General features: G+C 63.8%; 18 protein-coding genes. 15 read left to right on the forward strand and 3 right to left on the reverse strand.

The genetic code is table 11. From position 1 onward, the window contains the following. Positions 1-53: 53 nt before the first annotated feature. From WA950_RS10800 to WA950_RS10815, 4 genes are read left to right on the forward strand one after another with little or no spacing between them, the layout of a single operon-like run. Entirely contained in the window at positions 54-977 is a 924-nt protein-coding gene (locus WA950_RS10800; protein WP_424551710.1) for an ABC transporter permease, read from the forward strand. Next, the gene (locus WA950_RS10805; RefSeq protein ID WP_424551711.1) at positions 974-1,873 is read left to right on the forward strand and encodes an ABC transporter permease; all 900 of its coding nucleotides are present in this window, start codon (positions 974-976) and stop codon (positions 1,871-1,873) included. Before WA950_RS10800 ends, WA950_RS10805 begins: the two co-directional genes overlap by 4 nt. Continuing rightward, positions 1,873-2,874 carry an ABC transporter ATP-binding protein gene (locus WA950_RS10810; protein WP_424551712.1) on the forward strand — a complete coding sequence of 334 codons (1,002 nt, stop codon included), beginning with the start codon at positions 1,873-1,875 and terminating at the stop codon, positions 2,872-2,874. The genes WA950_RS10805 and WA950_RS10810 overlap by 1 nt, the downstream gene beginning before the upstream one ends. Then, complete coding sequence (locus WA950_RS10815; RefSeq protein WP_424551713.1) at positions 2,871-3,827, forward strand: ABC transporter ATP-binding protein; 957 nt, start codon at positions 2,871-2,873, stop codon at positions 3,825-3,827. Before WA950_RS10810 ends, WA950_RS10815 begins: the two co-directional genes overlap by 4 nt. Positions 3,828-3,880: 53 nt before the next feature. Here the strand turns inward: WA950_RS10815 and WA950_RS10820 are convergent, their stop codons facing one another. Beyond that, positions 3,881-4,780, reverse strand: a complete 900-nt coding sequence (locus WA950_RS10820; protein ID WP_424551714.1) for an FCD domain-containing protein — start codon at positions 4,778-4,780, stop codon at positions 3,881-3,883. Positions 4,781-5,084: 304 nt separating this feature from the next. On the opposite strand from WA950_RS10820, the gene WA950_RS10825 reads away from it, so the two are divergent. From WA950_RS10825 to WA950_RS10855, 7 genes are all read left to right on the forward strand, one after another. Then, a complete protein-coding gene (locus tag WA950_RS10825) occupies positions 5,085-5,909 on the forward strand; it encodes an ABC transporter substrate-binding protein (protein WP_424551715.1) in 825 nt (274 codons plus the stop codon). Positions 5,910-6,010: 101 nt separating this feature from the next. Continuing rightward, positions 6,011-6,727 carry an amino acid ABC transporter permease gene (locus tag WA950_RS10830; protein ID WP_424551716.1) on the forward strand — a complete coding sequence of 239 codons (717 nt, stop codon included), beginning with the start codon at positions 6,011-6,013 and terminating at the stop codon, positions 6,725-6,727. Between the two features lie 9 nt (positions 6,728-6,736). Next, complete coding sequence (locus WA950_RS10835; RefSeq protein ID WP_424551717.1) at positions 6,737-7,477, forward strand: amino acid ABC transporter ATP-binding protein; 741 nt, start codon at positions 6,737-6,739, stop codon at positions 7,475-7,477. Between the two features lie 27 nt (positions 7,478-7,504). After that, a complete protein-coding gene (locus WA950_RS10840) occupies positions 7,505-8,662 on the forward strand; it encodes a M20 family metallopeptidase (protein WP_424551718.1) in 1,158 nt (385 codons plus the stop codon). Between the two features lie 2 nt (positions 8,663-8,664). Next, positions 8,665-9,756, forward strand: coding sequence for a mandelate racemase/muconate lactonizing enzyme family protein (locus WA950_RS10845; RefSeq protein ID WP_424551719.1), 1,092 nt, complete (start codon positions 8,665-8,667; stop codon positions 9,754-9,756). Position 9,757: 1 nt separating this feature from the next. Next, positions 9,758-10,930: a M24 family metallopeptidase gene (locus WA950_RS10850; protein WP_424551720.1), complete on the forward strand. Its 1,173-nt coding sequence runs from the start codon at positions 9,758-9,760 to the stop codon at positions 10,928-10,930. Between the two features lie 22 nt (positions 10,931-10,952). Further along, a complete protein-coding gene (locus tag WA950_RS10855; protein ID WP_424551721.1) occupies positions 10,953-11,876 on the forward strand; it encodes a dihydrodipicolinate synthase family protein in 924 nt (307 codons plus the stop codon). 100 nt (positions 11,877-11,976) lie between these two features. Here WA950_RS10855 and WA950_RS10860 read toward each other — a convergent pair whose 3' ends face one another. Continuing rightward, positions 11,977-13,176, reverse strand: a complete 1,200-nt coding sequence (locus WA950_RS10860; protein WP_424551722.1) for a pyridoxal phosphate-dependent aminotransferase — start codon at positions 13,174-13,176, stop codon at positions 11,977-11,979. A gap of 167 nt (positions 13,177-13,343) precedes the next feature. Here WA950_RS10860 and WA950_RS10865 point away from each other — a divergent pair, with 167 nt between their 5' ends. The 4 genes from WA950_RS10865 (at position 13,344) to WA950_RS10880 (ending at position 18,578) form a co-directional block, all read left to right on the forward strand. After that, a complete protein-coding gene (locus tag WA950_RS10865) occupies positions 13,344-14,498 on the forward strand; it encodes a glutamine amidotransferase-related protein (protein WP_424551723.1) in 1,155 nt (384 codons plus the stop codon). 12 nt (positions 14,499-14,510) lie between these two features. Further along, a complete protein-coding gene (locus tag WA950_RS10870) occupies positions 14,511-15,296 on the forward strand; it encodes an SDR family oxidoreductase (RefSeq protein ID WP_424551724.1) in 786 nt (261 codons plus the stop codon). A gap of 13 nt (positions 15,297-15,309) precedes the next feature. Continuing rightward, the gene (locus WA950_RS10875) at positions 15,310-15,999 is read left to right on the forward strand and encodes a fumarylacetoacetate hydrolase family protein (RefSeq protein ID WP_424551725.1); all 690 of its coding nucleotides are present in this window, start codon (positions 15,310-15,312) and stop codon (positions 15,997-15,999) included. A gap of 257 nt (positions 16,000-16,256) precedes the next feature. Then, positions 16,257-18,578, forward strand: coding sequence for a PAS domain-containing protein (locus tag WA950_RS10880; RefSeq protein WP_424551726.1), 2,322 nt, complete (start codon positions 16,257-16,259; stop codon positions 18,576-18,578). 57 nt (positions 18,579-18,635) lie between these two features. On the opposite strand, the gene WA950_RS10885 is transcribed toward WA950_RS10880, so the two are convergent. Continuing rightward, a partial coding sequence (locus tag WA950_RS10885) for an Ig-like domain-containing protein (RefSeq protein ID WP_424551727.1) occupies positions 18,636-20,451 on the reverse strand: 1,816 nt, incomplete at its 5' end.

Here is a 20,451-nt window from a genome sequence, read left to right on the forward strand (position 1 = left end):
TGCCGGGCAATGCCTGCAGGGCTTGCCCGGCCCGCAAGGAAATCGCAAGCGAAATGCTGACCTATCTTTTGAGGCGAGCCACTATGGCGGTGGTGGTGATGGTGATCGTTTCGGTCATCTGCTTCGTGCTGAGCAATGTGGCCTCCGACCCGGCGGTCGGCATTGGCGGCGCGCAGGCGACGGATGAAGACCTTGCCCTGATCCGGAAAACCTACGGCCTGGACCGCCCGCTACCGGTGCGCTACGTCGAATATGTCAGCAGTCTGCTTCAGGGCGATTTCGGCACCTCCTATCTGGCCAAGCGCCCGGTGTTGGAAATGATCGCCGAAAGGTTGCCGGTCACGGCGTTGCTGGCGTTCCTGTCCATGGCGCTGGCGTTGGCCATTGCGCTGCCGCTCGGCTGCGCCGCCGCGCTCTGGCCCAACACCATCATCGACCGTTTCGCCCAGTTTCTGGCTGTCGCCGGGCAGGCCATTCCGAATTTCTGGGCCGGCCTGCTGCTCATCGTGGTGTTTGGCGTGCAACTGCGCTGGCTGCCGATTTCCGGCTCGGATACGCTGGCCCATTTCGTTCTGCCGTCCATCACCCTCGGCACGTTCGCTATGCCGCCCCTGATGCGGCTGATCCGCGCCGGAATGATTGACGTTCTGGCTTCCGACTACATTCGCACGGCGCGTGCCATGGGCATCCGCCCCGTTGCGCTGACCTTCAAATATGCGCTCAAGAACGCCGTCCTGCCGGTCATCTCGCTGGCCGCGGTGCAGCTTGGTTTCATGCTCGGCGGTTCGATCGTTGTGGAATCGATCTTTGCGCTGAACGGTGTCGGCTATCTGGCCTGGCAGTCCATGTCGCGCTCCGACATGCCGGTGATCCAGGCCATCGTTCTCCTGATCTCGATGATCTACATCGTGCTCACCCTGGCCGCGGACCTGCTCAACGGCTTCATGGACCCCAGACTGCGGAGCGGCCGTAAATGAGCATGTCGACCTCGACCGCAGCCCAGCCCGAACACGAAACCGTGCTGCCTCGCCGCGGGTTCTGGAGCAAGGCGCTCCGCCATCGCACGTTCCTGTTTTCGGGCATCATCCTGCTTGCCATCCTGCTCGTCGCCGTGTTCGCGCCGCTGCTTGCCCCGCATGATCCGTTCATGCAGAGCATCGCGCTTCGGATGAAACCGCCCTTCTGGCACGACAAGACGGTGGCGGAGCATCTGTTCGGCACCGACCAGCTCGGACGCGACTATCTGAGCCGCCTCATCTATGGCGCGCGCATTTCCATGGCCATCGGCATCGGCGCGACCGTCATGTCGGCGCTCATCGGCATCACGCTCGGCCTGCTTGCCGGCTACTACGGCGGCTGGATCGACACGGCCATCTCGACGGTCATCACCACCCGCCTGTCGATGCCGATCATCCTGATCGCGCTGGCCGTGGTGGCCATTGTCGGCCCGTCGCTGACGGTGGTGATCGTGGTGCTCGGCCTGTTGCTCTGGGACCAGTTCGCCGTCGTCACGCGGGTTGCCACGCAGCAGGTATGCACGCGCGACTACATCACGTCCGCGCGAGTTCTGGGCTGTTCCCTGCCGCATATCCTGTTTCGCGAGATCCTGCCCAATATCCGCGCGCCGCTGATGGTGGTGGCGACGGTGGAAATGGCGCATGCCGTCCTGCTGGAGGCTGCGCTGTCGTTCCTTGGCCTTGGCGTGCAGTCACCGCTGCCGTCCTGGGGGCTGATGCTGTCCGAAGCCAAGACCGCGATGTTCTTCAGCCCCTGGCTGATCGTGTTGCCCGGCGCCTGCCTGTTCGTGCTGGCGCTCGCCATCAACCTGATGGGCGATGCCATGCGCGACCTGACGGCGGGAGGGCGGGGCTGATGCTGCTCGACATACGCAATCTACAGGTGCGCCTGCCCGATCAGGGCCGCAAGCTGCACGCCGTTCGCGGGCTCGACATTACGGTTGAAGCCGGTGAGACGCTGTGTCTGGTCGGTGAATCCGGTTGCGGCAAGTCGATGACGGCGCTGGCGCTCATGGGGCTTTTGCCGCCCAGGGCCGAGCGCAGCGCGGACCGTCTCCGCTTCGGCGATACCGATCTCGACCGACTGTCCGAAAGAGCGATGTCTGGGCTTCGCGGACGCCGCATGTCGATGATCTTCCAGGAGCCGATGACGGCGCTGAACCCGGTTTTCACCATCGGCGACCAGTTGCGCGCGGTCTACCGGCGTCACACCGGCGCGGGCTCCGCGGCGGCCCAGACCCGTGCGATCGAGGTGCTGGAAAGCGTGGGCCTGACCAATGCCGCGCTGCGGCTGAGCCAATATCCCCATCAGCTTTCCGGTGGATTGCGCCAGCGCGTGCTGATTGCCATGGCGTTGATCTGCGAACCTGAGCTGATGATCTGCGACGAGCCGACGACGGCGCTCGACGTGACCACGCAGGCGCAGATCCTTCATATCCTCAAGCAGGCGCAAGAGGCACGCAACATGGGCATGATCTTCATCACCCATGACCTCGGCGTCGTCGCCCGCATCGCCGACCGGGTCGCCGTGATGTATGCCGGGCATGTGGTGGAGGAAGGCACGCGGGAAGCGGTCCTGCGCAAGCCCGCCCATCCCTATACACGAGGCCTCATCGCTTCGGTGCCGCGCCCGCAGGGCGCCGTGCCGGGCTCGACGCGGCTCGCCAGCATTGCCGGAAATGTCCCGGCCTTCCACCACGAGGACGCGCGCTGTCCGTTCCTGTCGCGCTGCACCAGCAAGCTCGCCATCTGCGCCGAGGCGCCGCCAGTGGTTCGCACGGCCGTTTCGGGACAGAAGGTCGCCTGTCATCTGCAACTGGCATCGTCCACCGGGGCCGGGGAGACATTGTCGGCATGACCACACTTCTTGAGGCCCGCGGGCTTACTCATATCTACCATCTGCGTCAGGGCCTGCTGGGCAAGTCGACGCCGTTGCGGGCGCTGAACGAGGTGTCGCTCTCCATAGCCAAGGGAGAGATCCTCGGCATCGTGGGCGAATCGGGCTGCGGCAAGAGCACGCTCGCGCGCATCCTGCTCGGTCTGGAAACGCCCACTTCAGGCGACGTGCAACTCGAGGGCCGCCCGGTCTCCAGCTATTCGCGCAAGGAACGGGCGCTGGCCGTGCAGCCCGTCTTCCAGGACCCTTACGGCTCGCTCAATCCCTCCATGTCGGTGGAAGAGCTGATCGCCCTGCCGCTGCATGTTCACAGCGTCGGCGTGCGTGCGGAAAGAAGCCGGCGGGTTGCCGTCATGGCCGATCAGGTCGGTCTGCCGCGCCGCGCCCTGTCGGCCCGCCCCGGCGAGCTTTCCGGCGGCCAGCGGCAGCGCGTGGCCATTGCGCGCGCGCTGGTGGCCGGTCCGCGGCTGGTCATTTGCGACGAGCCCACGTCCGCGCTGGACGTGTCGGTGCAGGCGCAGATCCTCAATCTGCTGCTCGATCTGCGGGCGGAACATGGCGTGGCGATGCTGTTCATCTCCCATAACCTGTCCGTGATCGAACACATGGCGGATCGAATGATGGTGATGTATCTCGGCCGTGTGGTCGAGGCCGGATCGACGCAGGCGATCTTCGAGCGGCCCCGCCACCCTTACACGGGTGTGTTGCGCGATGCGGTGTTCAGCCCCGACGACGAGGGCGGGGTGCCTGATCTCGGCCTCTACGGCAATTTCCCCAATGCCATGGATATACCGGGCGGTTGCGTGTTCCATCCCAGATGTCCCTCGGCGCAGCCTCGATGCGCCATTGAGGAACCTGCTCTGTCCGATGGAAATGAGATGAAGCGCGCCTACGCCTGTCATTTCCCCTTGTGACGGCGGCGGGCCTTGCCCGCCGGTTCCGTTTGAGCGCGCTGGCCTCTTGCTGATTACGTTCCGTCGCGCTTGGTGCGCTCGGAACTGACCTTTGCCTTTTCGAGATGGCTCTTCATCAGATCGGCCGCGCGGGCGCGGTCGCCCTCTTCCAGCGCCGTCACGATGCGCAAGTGCTCCTGACACCATTCCCGCACGCGCCGGCCGTTGTTGTAGCTGGCGAATTCCAGCAGGCGGCGTAGCCGGTTCTGGTGCTGGATCGACTGCAGGAGGAACGTGTTGCCGGAACACTCCGCAATGGTCTCGTGGAAGCTCGCATCAAGCTCGAACAATTGCCGCGCCGGAAGATTGTTGATGTCTGGTCGCGACAGGAGGTTCAGGTGCTCCAGGCGAATCTGTTCGAGCGCTGCGGGATGGGCCCGGAAGCTTTCCATCAATATTCCTGACGGCTCGATGACCCGCCGGAATTCATAGCTCGCATCGAGCGCGAACTTGTTGTCCAGCGTCGGCTGGAAGGTCCAGTTGCGCCCCGGTCCCCGCGTGACCAGGCCGTCGGCCATGAGTGCCGACAGGGTCTTTTGGAGCACGCTGCGATCGACGCCGTATCGGCGCGAAAGCTCGGTCTGGCCGACCATCTCGTCGAGCTGATGCGTCAGCCGGTCTTCGACAATGCTGGCATAGAGGTCCTGCTGCGGTGAGGAAGGGACCTCGACTTCCGCCCGCCCGAGTTCCTCCGCGCCGATCTTCATGAAGAAGCCCTTGTTCTTCCGGGCCTCCACCATGCCTTGTTCCTCCAGCAGCATCAGCGCCGCCCGGATCGGGGTGCGCGACACCTGGAGCATGTCGGCGAGCTGTTGCTCACGCAGATGATAATCCGCCTGGAACCGCGAAGCGCGGGCCAGTTCGATGATGCGGTTGGCGAGAAGGTAGCGATTCTGACGGGGATTTTTGTCCATGACCAAGATAAGATTGTATTGTTAATGGCCTATCATACATGAATTCTAAGCGGCTTTCAAACTTCTCGTTGCTGCTTTCCCATAGTCTTACACCGTAAACGGGATAATGGAAGAGGCCGTTTCCCGCGATTGTGGCCATGTATGACAGCGAGAGCATAACCGACCCACCTTTCATTTTCCTGACATGAGGCGGTTGACGGGGTGGAATTGCAATTGTACATGTTGGTCAATTAAAAACAATGAGGCCGCCGCCAAGGTGCCTGGTCTGCAATCGATGCTTCTGCAACCGAATGGGGAACTTCGCATGAACCATAGTCTTCGTACCCTTCTTCTCGTATCCGTGCCGCTGGCGGCGATCTCTCTTTCCGGCCCCGCGGCCGCCCAGTCTCTCGAGGGCGTCACACTCGTCGAGGACGGCAAGCTGACCTACGGCGTGGCGGCCAGCTTCGCGCCGTTCGAATATGTGCTCGATGGCAAACTCACGGGCTTCGACATCGAATTCATTCAGGGGCTTGCCGAAAAGCTCAAGGTCGAGGCCGCGGCGATGAACATGGAGTTCAAGGGCCTTATCCCGGCCCTGCGTGGCGGCCGCATCGATCTCATCAACTCCGCCATGTACATCAACCCAACCCGTTCCGAGCAGGTCGATTTCGTGCCGTATATGGAGATCGGCAACAACGTCATGGTTCAGGCGGGCAATCCCAGGGGTATCACCGGGCGTGACGACACGATTTGCGGCAAGGTCATTGCCGTGACGCTGGGCGGGATTTCCGAAAGCCAGGCGCGCGCCGACGGAGATCGTTGCAAGGCCGCTGGCCTCGGCGAGGTGACGGTGCTGACGCTGCCGACGGCGCAGGACAGCGCGCTCTCCCTGAGCCAGGGCCGCGCCGATGCGAACTATGAAAGCACGCCGGGCGCCGTCATGGCGCTTGAAAAGATGCCGGGCGTTTTCGAGATTGCCGGTGAGCCCTTCGAGATGGACACGCAGATCGGCCTTGCGACCCCGAAGGGCGCCACCGAACTGCAGGCCGCGCTTGCCTCCGCCATCAAAGCCATGGCCGAAGATGGTTCCTATGATGCGCTGATCGCCAAGTGGAAGCTGCCGCCGTCGGTGTCGCTGTTCGACTGAGCCGCATTGCCATGCCGGAGGCCGTCGTAGCGCCTCCGGCCCCTTCTATTCCTAGTCGGTTGCTATCTCGCGCCGCCTGAAAAAACAGGGAAAGCTGACTGATGTCACTTGATCTGGTCCTCCAGTATCTTTTTTCGCCGACGTTCTTCCATGGCGCGTTGATGACCCTGCTGATCACCGTCAGCTCTCTCATCTTCGGCCTGCTGGCCGGCTTTTTGCTCGCCCTGGTCAATCAGGTGAAGTTTCCGCCGGTAAAATGGCTCGCCGTCCTTTACCTCTGGCTGTTTCGCGGCACGCCAGTCCTGTTCCAGATCATTTTCATCTACAACGTGCTGCCGACCTTCGGTATCCGGCTCTCTGCCTTCGCGTCCGGTGTGATCGCGCTCTCCCTGAACGAGGGGGCCTATATGGCGGAGATTATCCGCTCGGGCCTCCAGGCCATCAAGAGCGGCCAGCGGACCGCCGGCATGGCGCTCGGAATGACCAAGCTCACGGTCATGCGCTACGTCGTGTTACCCCAGGCTGCGCGCATCATGCTGCCGCCGATCGGCAACCAGACCATCGGCATGCTCAAGACCTCTGCGCTCGTTTCCGTCATTGCCGTGGAAGACCTGCTGCTCGTCGCCAACCAGTCCGCATCCGCTACTTTCCGGTACTTCGAGGCGCTGTCTGCCGCGGGCATCTACTATCTCGCCCTGACCACCATCTTCATGGCCGGCCAGTACTGGATGGAGCGCACGCTCGAGCCCAAGCGCAGCCGCGCGCCGAAGCCTTCCACTTTCTCCATCCTGTCGCAGCCCGCTGCCGAGAAGAATTGAGGCGACCAGATGAACGATTCCGCTTTCCTCGATGTCAATGGCGTCCACAAGCATTTCGGTGCCCTGCACGTGCTGAAGGACTGCTCCTTCTCCGTCGACAAGGGCCAGACCGTGGTCCTGATCGGCCCCTCCGGCTCCGGCAAGTCCACGCTGCTGCGCTGCCTCAACCTTCTCGAGCCGCCGAGCGAAGGCTCGGTCCGCTTCGAAGGTCGGGAAATCACGACGGACCTGCACAATGCCCACAAGCTGCGCGCCCAGATCGGCATGGTGTTCCAGAACTTCGAGCTGTTCCAGCATCTCAATGCCGTCGAGAACATCATGCTGGCGCCGATGAAGGTGTTGGGCCTGTCGCGTCTCGACGCGCACGATCTGGCGATCGATCTTCTGAAGAAGGTCCATATTCCCGACCGGGCCGATCACCTGCCGGACGAACTGTCCGGTGGACAGCAGCAGCGCGTCGCTATTGCCCGCGCCCTGGCCATGAAGCCCAAGCTGATGCTTTACGACGAGCCGACCTCGGCGCTCGATCCGGAAATGATCCGCGAGGTGCTCGATGTCATGGCGGAGCTGTCGGCCGATGGCATGACGTCGGTCTGCGTGACGCATGAAATGGGTTTTGCGCGCCGGGCTGCCGACCGCATCATCTTCATGGAGCGCGGCGAGATCATCGAGAACGCATCGACCGATGTGTTCTTCAGCGGTGATGCCAGCGAGCGAACCCGGCAGTTCCTCAACCAGATCCTGCACTGAACCTTACGTTTCCAGGGAAAGTCCGACATGAATTTCCATCCTGATGCCGCTCACATGAAAAGCGAGCTGGGCGAACTCGTCTCTATCAATTCCGAAAACCCGCCGGGCGGCGAGGGGGCGGTCGCGCTCTGGACCCGTGACAGGCTCGCGCCGCTGGGGTTCGGCGTCGAACTCATCGAATATGCGCCGGGCCGGTTCAACGTCGAGGCCCGGCTGGAGAACGGTCCGGGTCCGGTCTTCGCGTTCAATACCCATATGGACACGGTGCCGGCGGGTGATGGCTGGACTTCCGACGCCTTCACGCTGACCGAACGCGACGGCCGCCTCTATGCCCGGGGCAGCTGCGACTGCAAGGGGCCACTGGCGGCCATGATCGAAGCCGTGCGGATGCTGGTTTCGGCGAAGGAGGCGTGGTCGGGTACCCTGATGGCCGTCTTCACCGGCGACGAGGAGGTGGCGAGCGCCGGCGCACGCCACTATGCGGCATCGAAGCCGAAGATCGACGCGGTGGTGGTGGGAGAGCCGACGGGCAATGCCTGCTTCTCCGCCCACAAGGGTTCGTTCCGGCCCATCGTGCGGGTGCAGGGCAAGGCGGCGCATTCCGGTAGTCCGCATCTCGGCGAAAACGCCATTTTCCGCGCGGCGGAACTCATGCCGCTGCTGTCGGCCTTCCACAATGACGTATTGGCGCACCGCAGCCATCCGCTCGTCGGCAATCCGAGCCTGACCGTGACGCGGATCAAGGGCGGCCATGCGGACAATGTAATCCCCGCGGAATGCGAACTGCTGCTCGACCGACGCCTCATTCCCGGCGAGACCGATGCCAGCGCCGAGTTGGAAATCCGCGCCCTTCTGGCCGATGCCGAGAAGACGCACGGCATCCGCGCCGAGATCGTCGGCTACAACGCCACCACGGGCGGCGCGACCGACACGCCCGAAACCGCGTCTGTCGTACAGGCCGCAATTGCCGCCTGCCGGGCGGCGGGCATAGACGAGCCTGGCCCCTTCGGCTTCCAGGGGGCTTGCGATCTCGTGCACTTCATCGAGGCGGGCGCCCAAGGCGTGGTGATCGGCGCGGGCGATATCCGTGTCGCCCATCGCCCGGACGAGTTCGTGCCGACAGACGAGTTTGTCGCCAGCGCGGCCATCTACGCCGATATCGCTCGCCGTATCCTGAAGGCCTGATCATGCAAGCGCGCCTCTATCGCAGCACGTTGACCTATGCCGGCCTGACGGTGCACACCGCAAGTTCCGGGCCCGTGGCGGGCCTGGATGCGCTGTACCTCGAACTGGACGACGGCCGGCATCGTGCCGTCGGCGAGGTGCGCATCAATTGCGCCTATCTGAACGGCTATGAACCGGATTACCTGCTGGCGCGCGCAAAGACGGCTATTGGCGATCTCGACTGGCAAGCCCCGCCGGAAACGCTTCGCGCCGAGGTAGCTGAAAGCCAGTTGCCGGCACCGGTGCGGATGCTGTTCGACATAGCGCTTTGGGACCTCAGCGCCAGGCGCGCGGGCGTGCCGCTCGCCCATCTCCTGGCGGGGGAGGCGCGTTCGCTTTCGCATGCCACGAACCAGACGCTGTTCCTGTCTGCGGACGAAGCGTTCGACCGGCAGGTGGCGCAATATGTGTCGCGTGGTTTCCGTGACCTGAAGCTGCGCGTCGGGCAGGATATCGAGGCCGATTGCGCCCGCCATGCACGCATCCGCGCCGTCTACGGCGAGGCTGTCACGCTTGCCGCCGACGCGAATGGCGCCTGGACGCCGGCAGATGCTCCCGCGCGGCTCGCGGCGCTGGCGCCCTACGGTCTTTCCTATGTGGAACAGCCGATTCCGGCGGGTGACTGGGATGCGATGACGCGGCTTGCCACATCCGCGCCGGTACCGGTCATGCTGGACGAGAGCCTTGCCACGAGCGGGGACGTAGGGGAGCTGATCGCGCGTCGCGACGCAGGCGCGGGCAGGCTTCAGGGACATCTGAAGCTGATCAAGCTCGGCGGCCTGACCCCGGCGCTCGCCGCTGCCCATGCGCTGAAGCGCGCAGGAATTGCCTTCATGATCGGCCAGATGAACGAGGGCGCCATCGCCACGGCGGCGGCGCTGCATCTGGCCGTCGCGACGCGTCCCCTCCATGCCGAACTCTACGGCGCCGACGGGCTCGTCAACGACCCGGCCGAGGGGCTGACCTATGCGGACGGGCATGTCGCCGTTCGCGAGGCCCCCGGCCTCGGACTGAATTTCCGGGCGCCTTCCGCGCCCATTTCCCTGGGAGAATAAGATGGATACCGCAGGTGTCGTTTTGGGACAGGAATCGGCCTTCCCGAAGGAGGAGTATGAGATCAGGCAGGCCCGCGCACGGGCGGGCCTGGCGCGCGCCGGCCTCGACGCGCTGGTCATCACCGGGCCGGAGAACATCTTCTACCTGACCGGTCAGCAGACGCCGGGCTACTATACGTTCCAGGCCCTGGTCCTGCCGGCCGAAGGCGACCCGGTCTTCGTGATCCGCCAACTGGAATACTTCAATTTCATCGCGAACACGTTCATTTCCGATGCCGAGGTCTATCAGGACAGCGAGGACCCGATCGGGTTCCTGATGAAGGTGATCACGCGCAAGGGCCTTTCCGGCAAGCGCGTTGCGATCGACAAGCGCGGCTGGTTCCTGCCGATCGCCGTCTACGAGACGCTGCAGTCGGCCCTGGGTACGATCCATGACGGCGCGGGCATCGTCGAGGCGCTACGGGCGGTCAAGTCGCCGCTCGAGGTGGAAAAGCTGGAAAAGGCCGCGTCCTATGTGGATGCGGGCATGCGGGCCGGTCTGGCTGCCGTCAGGGCGGGCGCGACCGACAACGATCTGGTGGCGGCGATGATGGAAGCCGCCATCCGGGCGGGCTCCGAATATATGGGAATGGAGCCGCTGGTCTCGACCGGCCGCCGCACAGGCGTTCCGCACGGCACCTGGCGCCGTACGCCGCTGACGGCTAACGATCCCGCCTTCCTCGAAATGGCCGGCGTGCACGATCGCTACCATGCAGCGCTGATGCGCTCCGCCTGGGTCGGCGCCGTGCCGCGCGAAGCCGAGGAGATGATGAAGGTCTGCCAGGATGCGCTTGCCGCAGCTCTCGCGGAAGTGAAGCCCGGCGTTGCCTGCGAAGTGCCGCACATCGCCTGCCAGAAGGTCATCGACGCGGCCGGCTTTACCGACAATTTCCGCAAGCGGCTCGGCTATTCGGTCGGCATCTCCTTTGCCCCGGACTGGGGCGAGGGCGCGATCCTTTCGCTCAACACTGGCGTCAAGACCGAGCTTCAGCCTGGCATGACGTTCCACCTGCCACCGGCGCTGCGGATCTACGGCCGCTTCACCGTCGGCGTCTCGGAAACCATCGTCGTGACGGAAACCGGCTGGCGTCAGCTCGGCTCGGTGTCCCGCGACCTTACCCGTATCGACGCCTAACCCAATCAGAAGGAGAGTTTTCATGAAGGACATGGAAGAGGCGCGCGCACGCCTGAAGGGTATTTTCAACATCACCATGACCCCCTTTGCCAAGGACGGCGCGCTGGACAAGGCGGGGCTTGCCCGCAATGTCGAGCGCGTGATCGAACTCGGTTACGACGGGGTGCTCATTGGCGGCACCTATGGCGAGTTTCCGGCCATGACCGCCGCCGAGCGGGCGGAGATGTTCACGCATGTCATGGACGTGATCGGTGACCGCATTCCGGCAATGCTGTGCTCCACGGGATCGGATCCGCGCGACGTCTACGCGCTGACGAAGCTTGCCGGTGATCTGGGCGGCGTGCCGATGGTGACCGCGCCCTACGTTTCGGAGATCACCGACGACCAGATCGTCGAGTTTTTCCGCGACGTCGCGCCGCTGTCGAAGACGGGGATCATCATCTACAACGCGCCCGGCATCGGCATCACGCTTTCGCCGGCGCTGATCAATCGCCTGGCGGATATCGACGGCATGGTCGGCCTCAAGCAGGGCGACCTCAACCCCGCCGCGATCGACCGCATCGCAAACGACATGCGGGGACGGGTCAAGACGTTCTGCGCCTCGGACCTGGCCTTCCTCGGTCCGGTCATGGCCGGCTTCGACGGTTTCTCGACGACCAACAGCGGTGCGCTGCCGGAAATCATTTTGGCGACCTACCGGGCGCTCGAGGCGGGCGATTCCCTGAAGGCTCGCGAATTGCACGCGCTCTGGTACGACTACCGCGTCCTTGCCCGCGCCCATGGTCAGCCGCAACTGGTGAAGGCGGCGATGAACATGCGCGGCTTCGATGGCGGTTCCGTCCGCCTGCCGTTGCGCGACATCCCGGCGGCCGTGCAGCCGAAGCTGCGTGCGGTGCTCGAAGCGCTGGCGGCGGATGCCCGTACCGGCGTCAAGCTGGCGGCCTGATCGACAGTCTTCCGCAGCCGAAGCGATATCGCTTCGGCTGCGGAAGACATCAAGAAACCCCGCCGCGTCGCCGCGGCGGGGTTTTTGTTCGTGCATGCGGCTAGGCGAGTTTGCCGAGCGCTTCGGCTACGCGGGACAGGGCGTCGGCCAGCCGCTTGTCGTCGATGGCATAGGCAATGCGCAGGTGGCCGGGCATGCCGAATGCCGAGCCGTGCACCATGCCGACATGGGCCGCTTCCAGAATATATCCGGCGACATCGAGATCGGAGGCAAGCACCGTTCCTGCAGGCGTCTTCCTGCCAAAGAGGCCGGCGCAATCGGCAAAGACATAGAAGGCGCCGGGCGTGGCGATTGCGGAAAGGCCGGGGATCGTCTGGACAGCCGCCATCACCTGGTCGCGGCGCGAAAGCAGCGTGCGCTTCCAGTCGGCCAGGAAGGACATGTCGCCGTCGAGCGCGGCGATGGTGGCCGCCTGCGAGATGGTCGAAGGATTCGACGTGCTCTGCGACTGCAGCACATCCATGGCGCGGATCAGCCACTCCGGGCCGCCCGCATAGCCGAGCCGCCAGCCCGTCATCGAATAGCCCTTCGAGACGCCATTGATCGTCAGGACGCGGTCGAACAGTCGGGGCATGGCAGCGGCCGGAGCGGCGAAGCTGTCGTCATGGACGATGTGTTCGTAGATGTCGTCCGCCATGACGAGCGTGTCGTGCCCTGCAAGAACCTCTTCCAGCGCGGCAAGCTCGGCGTGGCTATAGACGGCGCCGGTGGGGTTGTTCGGCGAATTCAGGATCACCCAGCGGGTCTTCGGGGTCAGCGCCGCGGCGAGCGCCTCGACCGTCAGCTTCCAGCCGTCCTCGGCCCGGCAGGGAAGGATGACCGGCTGCGCGCCGGCAAGGCGGATCATGTCGGGATAGCTTACCCAGTAGGGGGCCGGCACGATGACCTCGTCACCCTCGCTGAGCGTTGCCAGGAAGGCGTTGAAGATCAGTTGTTTGGCGCCGGTTCCTGCAATGATCTGTGAAGGCGTGTAGCGAAGGCCGTTCTCCCGTTCGAACTTGCGCGCGATCGCGGCCTTGAGGGCAGCCGTGCCGGAGACGGCCGTGTATTTCGTATCGCCCGCGCGGATCGCCTCGATGCCTGCCTGGCAGACATGGGCCGGGGTGGGAAAGTCCAGCTCTCCTTCGCCCAGGTTGATGACATCGGCGCCGCCGGCTGCGAGCACCCGCAGCTTGTTTGATATTTCCGCGGTTGGCGATGCTCCGACGACGGCCATGCGGGGGGATAATCTGGCATTCATGTACGTTTCTCCATAGTGGCTGCTGCATTGTCTATAATGATAAAAAAAATACAATGTATGACTTGAAGTTTTTCCGGAAAACTGGATAAATCGAATTGAAATATGGGTCTTGGATTGTTCATTTTATTAAATCTGATGCACCATATAGACAGTAGTGGAGCCTTCCCATGACGCGCGTCATTCTCGTTACGCATGAAACGGAGCATCCCGCCCTCTATGGTGCGGCGGCGGCGCTGGTTGCGGCGCGGGAAGGCGGCCGGGTGTTCTGGCTGCCGGCGCGTTTCGATTTCGACCGTCATCCGGACGCCGCGCAGCATGTCGCCGATGAAGGTGCGCTCATTCCAAGCGGCCTCATCTGGGCGGACCGCCTGACCGGCCAGCCGGCCCGACCGCTGGCTGATCGCGCCGACGAGGCCGTGGCGGTTGTGCCGGTGCATCCCGCATTTCTTGCCGATGGCGATGCGGTGGCGCGCCTGCTTGCTGCTGGCGCTGAAGAAAAGACGGTGCGGCTTGATGCAGGTCGGTTCATCGACGAGCAAGGCCTCGCCATCGGTTGGCGCGACGCGTCCGGGCGGGTCATGCGCGAGCAGCCGGAAGGCGTCGATCCGTCCGGCCTGGTCTTTGCAATCGCCGGTCCCGAGCGGCAATTTCTGGAGACCTGCCCGGCGCCGTTGGCCGCCCTTGCAGATGCGATCGATGCCGAGGCCCCGGGTAGCAAAATCCGCTTCCTCGATCCGCGTCAGTTGCCGTCGGCTCCCCTCGACGGCATCGACGGCATTCTTCTGCCGGGTGGTTCGGAAATGTCGTCCGTCCCGGGCCAGATCGCGCTGGCCCGTGCAGCACGCATGCAGGCGCTGCCGATCGTCGGCCTGTGCCTCGGCATGCAGAGCATGTCGACGGCCGTGGCGCGGGAGCTTTCCGGCTGGGAAGACACCGACATGGCGGAGGCGGCCCCGGCGGCCAGCCGTCACAGCTTCATTCGCATCGAAACGGGCGAGTACCGGCTGGGATTGCGCAGGACGCGTCTTTCAACGGGCAGTCGCCTTGCCCGAATCCTTGGCGCTGAAAGCGATATCGCCTGCAATCACCGTTACAGGTTGGCGCCGGCGCTCCATGCGGGGCTGGCCTCGCGCGGGGTGCGGGTGTCGGCGCTCGGCGGAGCGCCGGAGCAGGACATCGCCGATGGGATAGAGGCTGAAGAGGGCTTCTACATGGGCATGCAGGGGCACCCGGAGCTGGCTTCCCGCCCGGGACATCCCCACCCGCTTATCCGTGCCTTCGTGGCCGAAACCTTAAAATATGCCCGCGATCGGCGGGCCTGACAGGAGAATATGATGGATCTTGAACTCGATCGCCGCACCGCCCTCGTTCTCGGTGCTTCGGGTGGCCTTGGCCGCGCCATCGCCGAGAGCCTTGCGGCCGAGGGGGCGAATGTGATCCTCGGTGGGCGTTCCGCCGAACGGCTCGAACCCGTGCGTGGCGCAATCGCCGCCACCGCGAAGGGAAAGATATCGACACTGGTGGCGGATCTTGCTGATCCCGCGGCGGTGGATGTGGCCATCGCCGCTTTGAAAGCGGGCGATATGCCGGATATCCTCGTGCTCAACGGCGGTGGCCCTGCGCCGGGGGCGATGGCCTCCCTGGATGCCGATAGCCTTGTGCCGCAATTCCGCGCCATGGTCGAAGCGCCGATCCGCATCGCCACAGCGCTTCTGCCGCATATGCGTGAGCAGCGATTTGGTCGGATCCTGGTGCTCCTGTCGTCCGGCGTGGTGCAGCCGATCCCCAATCTCGGCCTTTCCAACTCCCTGCGTCTTTCCCTCGTCGGCTGGGCCAAGACGCTCGCGGCCGAGGTCGCTGCCGATGGCGTGACGGTGAATGGCTTGATTCCGGGGCGCATCCACACGGACCGGGTGGATCAGCTGGACGCGGCCGCCGCCAAGCGGACCGGCAAGACACCGGAAGAGGTTGCCACCGCATCCCGCGCAACCATACCGATGGGACGTTACGGCGCGCCGCGCGAATTTGCCGACGCCGCCTGCTTCCTTTGCTCGGGTCGGGCGGGATATGTTACCGGCACCAGCCTCCGCGTGGATGGCGGAATGTTGCGCAACCTGTGAGGCCGAGACTTTCATGAGCGACTACGTTATCGATCCTCCAGCCGCCGTGAGCCTGCCTGTCGCGGGCTCCGAGGCGCGCTTTCCCGTGCGCCGCATCTTCTGCGTCGGGCGCAACTATGCCGACCATGCCCGTGAGATGGGCCATGACCCGGATCGTGAGCCGCCCTTCTTTTTCGACAAGCCGGCTGACGCGTTGATTGCCGGTGAGGCGGCTATTCCCTTTCCTCCCCGGACCGATCAGCTCGAGCACGAGGTCGAACTTGTGGCGGCGCTCGGCGGCGGTGGTCGGGATGTGGATCCGGCTGACGCACTGGGTCTCGTCTGGGGTTATGCCATCGGCAACGACCTGACGCGGCGCGACCTCCAGGCCGAGGCGAAGAAACTCGGGCGACCCTGGACCATGGCAAAGGGATTTGACGGCTCGGCCGTCTGCGGGCCGGTTCACCCCGTCGCCGATGTCGGGCACATCGCGGCAGGACCGATCACCCTGCATGTGAACGGAATCCTGCGGCAGGCAGGCGATATGTCCCAGATGATCTGGAGCCTGCCGGAGGTCATTGCAGCGCTGTCCCGCTTCGTGGAACTGAAGCCGGGAGACCTGATCTACACAGGCACACCCGCCGGGGTCGGGCGTCTGGTGCCGGGCGATGTGGTGGAAATCAACATCGCCGGGCTCGGTCAGCTCGAAAACCGGATTGCCTGAGAGGTCCGGGACAACTGAGCCGCTGGACAGGCGAGCGTTTTTGACTGGCAGAACGAGGCCCTTTATTGAAGCCTTCCTACAATCATAAGTATAGTAAAGAAATTCTGCCGCGACAGTATGAAGAAATCCGTTATTAACCAGCCAGAAAGTCGACTTGAATACGATAAATATTAGGATAGCATGGAAAAACCTCACCCCGTGGTGGGCGGCTGGAGTCTAGTACGCTAGCCAAGTATCGAGCATCAGGAAGGAAGGCGATGGCGCCGGATGTCAGTTTCCTCTCGCTCGGGGCAGCAGGCAAAGGGCGATTGCGGCTTACCGATCCGCTGATGCTTGGTGCAGTCGTCTTTTGTGCTTGTCTGTTTGGTATCTATACGCGGCCGGTCGGGTTTCTTGCTACCCTCTGGCCCGCCAATGCTGTCATGCTTGGCTTCATGCTCCTCAGGCCTGAATCGGCCCGCCCATTGGGCTGGCTTGCGGCGGGCGCTGCCTATCTTGCGGCCGACCTCCTCACGGGATCGTACCTGCTAAAGGCGGTGCTCCTTAATCTGGCCAACCTTGCCGGGGTGGCGACGGCCTATATGCTCTGCGTTCGGTTTCCGCCGGATGCGATCCGTCTTCGCCAGCCGAACTCGATGTTCTACGTCGTTCTGGCATCTGCCGCAGGGGCGGGCGCTGCGGGTCTGGTCGGCGCAGTGGTCAACCCATTCCTGTTCGGGGGTGGATCCATCAGCGGAGGCTTGCTCTGGTTTGCGACCGAGTTCGTCAACTATCTCACGATCCTGCCGGCCATACTGTCGTGGCCGCCCTCCGGCAAGCTGTCAGTGGCCCTGCGTAAAATCCTGTCCGGTCGGGAGGACTGGGCGACCGCGTCATTCGCTCGCTCCGGTCTTCCGGTGGCGGCGCTCGTGCTGTCCTGTCTGCTCGCGCTAATCATCGGAGGGCCGGGGGCGGTTGCCGTTCCTGTTCCTGCACTGCTGTGGTGCGGCCTGGCTTATCCGGTATTCGCGACGGCCGTCCTGACACTGCTGTTCGGGTGCTGGTCGCTGATCGTCATTTCCTCCGGATATTTGCCGAATCCGATCGGAATTGCCGATGAGATGACGCTTGTATCCATCAGATTGGGAACATCCCTCGTCGCGATCGCACCCGTCACGCTCGCCAGCGTGATGCAAAGCCGTAACGAACTGGTGGAGATGCTGCACCGGTCGCGTCGGCGGTTGGATCTAGCTCTGGATGCGGGCGGCATCGTCGGCACATGGTCTCGCGACATCTGCTTACCGCCGGCCGGCAGCGACGATACGTTGGCGAGCGTGCTCGGCATGAAACGGGAGGAGACGCTTGGCGGCGTCGATGCATTGTTTTCCGCTTCGATCCATCCTGCTGACCGGGATCGTGTTTTGTCTTCGCTGGACGCGGCGGTCGCAAGCCGAACGGATTATCAGTGTCGGTTTCGTGTCGTCACGGGGCAGGGGGAGGTTCACTGGCTGATTGCCTCCGGCAAGCCGGTCGGGGGCAAGCAGGTGCCTGCGAAACGGATTGCCGGCGTCGTGATCGATGTCACCGAGCACGCCGAAACCAAAGCGGCTCTTCACCAGAGCAATCTGCGTTTCAATGTGCTCACGGAAGCCCTTCCGCAAATTGTCTGGAGCACGGATGCGGACGGGAAACATGACTACTTCAACCATCGCTGGGTGGAGTTTACGGGTGTCGAGGTCGACCCGACAAAACCGGAAATCTGGAAGACGCTTGTCCACCCGGACGATCGGGCCACTGTCGATACGGCATGGCTGGAGAGCCTTGCCACGGGAAAGGACTACGATATCGACTATCGGTTCCGGCATCGTGACGGCGCCTATCGCTGGCTGAAGGTTCTCGCCAGACCGATAAGAGACGCCGATGGGAACATCACGCGGTGGTACGGAACTTCGACGGATATCGATGACGCAAAGCATCTTGAGCTTGAGCGTGAGCTTGTTGCCCATGAGCTTGATCATCGCATCAAGAACTTCTTTACGCTCGTCAACGGGCTCGTCGGCCTCTCGGTGCGGGAGGAGCCCGCATTGCGCCCTCTGGCCGGACCTTTCGCCGCCCGCCTGAACGCGCTCCATCAGGCTCACGATCTTATCGGCGGCAAGCCAGGCTCCGGTGGCGGTACCGTGCAGGGACTGTTGCGGCGACTGCTGAAACCCTATGAGGAGCCGGCGGCAGGCAGGATCACTATCAATGGTGCGTATGTCGTCGTCGATAGCGGTGCGTTCAGATCGATGGCCCTGATCATGCATGAGCTGATTACCAATTCGGCGAAATATGGTGCTCTTTCCCAGAAGGAAGGCAGGATGCAGGTGGGCTTCCAGGATGAGGGAGGTCGCCTCCTGATTACATGGGAGGAGGCGTTCTCAGACAGGCCAGAACCTGAAGAGAAAAGCGGATTTGGCACGAAGCTGATCAAGACCATTGTCGAAGCTCAGCTTCGCGGCTCCCTGACGCTCGATCTACGCAGGGACGGGCTGACCGTCACGATCGACCTGCCGCAATCGGCAATCGCCCCGCGCGAGCCGGGAAAGCCTGAAACATAGAGATCGCGACTGGCGGCAGACTTGCCGCATGAGACTGCGCTGGACGCGTTCCTTGCGTCAGAACCGCTTGCTCGCTGACGCCCGACCGCCCACAGACTTGCCGCCATCGCCGTCTATATTGAAGAGCAGGCTGGCCTCGAGCATCCAGAAGTCGGCGGACTGCAGCGCAAGACCGGCGGTGAGCGAGCCGAAGACGCCCGATCCGTCGCCGCCGGCATATCCCGCGGTTGCGCCGAGCTTCGGCGTGAGGGTCGATCCGTTTTCAAGCACGAAGGAACGCTCAATCTCGGCCCCGAGGCTCACCCGGAACTGCTCGGCATTGAAGCCGTCGATGGTCATTTCGTCGCCTGCATCGTTCCGGATCGAGTAATCGTCCACCGTCTCGGAGAAATAGACGGCCCGCAACTTCGGCGTCAGCACCGTGGCGTCGTCGATTTGCCACCGGCCCTCGATCGCGGTGTCGAAGATCCATCGCTTCGTGTCGAAATTTCCGTCCCAGAAGGCCGTGTCGATATCGTTCGCCGAGCCGCCGAAAAGCAGGCTGCTGTCCCAGAAAACACCCTTGCCCAGTTCGAGCGAGACATATGGCCCGGCCAGCCAGCCTTTGCCGGTCAGCTCGGCGTCCTCGTTGGTCGGGTCGCTCATCCGGTCATAGTGGAAGGAGAAGCCGGCGAGCGCCCTTTCAGACAGGAGATAGTCCGCCCCGATATTGATGATCGCGAAACTGCCCCACTTGCCGTTGTTTTCGTCGCGCTTGTGCGCCAGCAGGGCGCCGTCGATCCAGATGTTGAACGGTGAGGTAGCCCCGCCGGTGATGCCGTCCGCATTGTCGCGGGCGGCCTCTATCTGCGCAGTGCTCGTGGAGAATCTGGCCGTCGTGCCGTCTTGCGACGGAGTCATGCGCGCGGTGACGGCATCGGTCGCCTGTCCCATCTGCCGCCGCTCAAGCAGCCCCGGAACGTAGATGCTGGTGGCGATCAGGTCCTGCCGTGTCTCGACGAAGCCGCGCACCAGCGCGTCGATGTCCTCGGCCACTTGCTGGGCGTCGAAGCTCAGACTGTAGGTGACGGAACCGGTATTCGACGTGCCCAGCGCGCTGGTGAGGCGATAGCCGACCACCACCTTGCCCTTGAAGCCCGGGTTGGGTGCGAACTGGAGATACCAGCCGCCCAGCTTGGTGACCGGGCCGACCTGCGCCAGTTCGCCCTGGATGATTGTCGCCGTACCGGCATTGGCGGGCTGGACGAAGGTGGCTTCCGCGGAAAGGAACGGTCCGCCCGTTGCGCCTCGGTTGAGATAGACATTGGGCGGCGTCGCGCCGGCTGGAACGTTGACGACCAGGTCGGAGACGGTGACATCGCGCGGGGTGACCGTGAGGCTGTACGTCCCGGACCCGATCGCGCCATGGTGGTCTTGCGCCTGGATGGTGAAGGTGTATCCGCCTTCGCTGCCGACGCCGAGCGGCCCGGTCAGTTCCCCGGTGGAAACGTTGAGGACCATGCCCGCCGGCAGCTGGCCGGAGGTCACGCTGTACAGTATCGGAGCCTGCCCGCCCGTTGCTGTGATCTGCTGCTTGTAGGCCTCGCCCGCCATCGTTTGACCGAGGGCTCCCGGCGTCGGTGTGAAGGTGAAGGCCGGTGCGGTGACGGTAACGGTCACCGTCGCCGCCGTGGAGGTGCCGGCCGCATTCGTGGCCGTATAGGTGAAGCTGTCGGCTCCGGAATAGCCGGCCGTGGGCGTATAGGTGATGGTCGTTCCCGTGGCGCGTGCCACGCCGTGGCCGGGCGGCGTGGCGATCGCGACGCTGTCGGGCGCCCCGTCGGTGATGTTCAGCGTGATCGGATTGGCGGACGAGTTCGCGGCGACTGTCGTG

It is taken from the genome of Shinella sp. (genome assembly GCF_049651085.1).
In the GTDB taxonomy this organism is placed as follows: domain Bacteria; phylum Pseudomonadota; class Alphaproteobacteria; order Rhizobiales; family Rhizobiaceae; genus Shinella.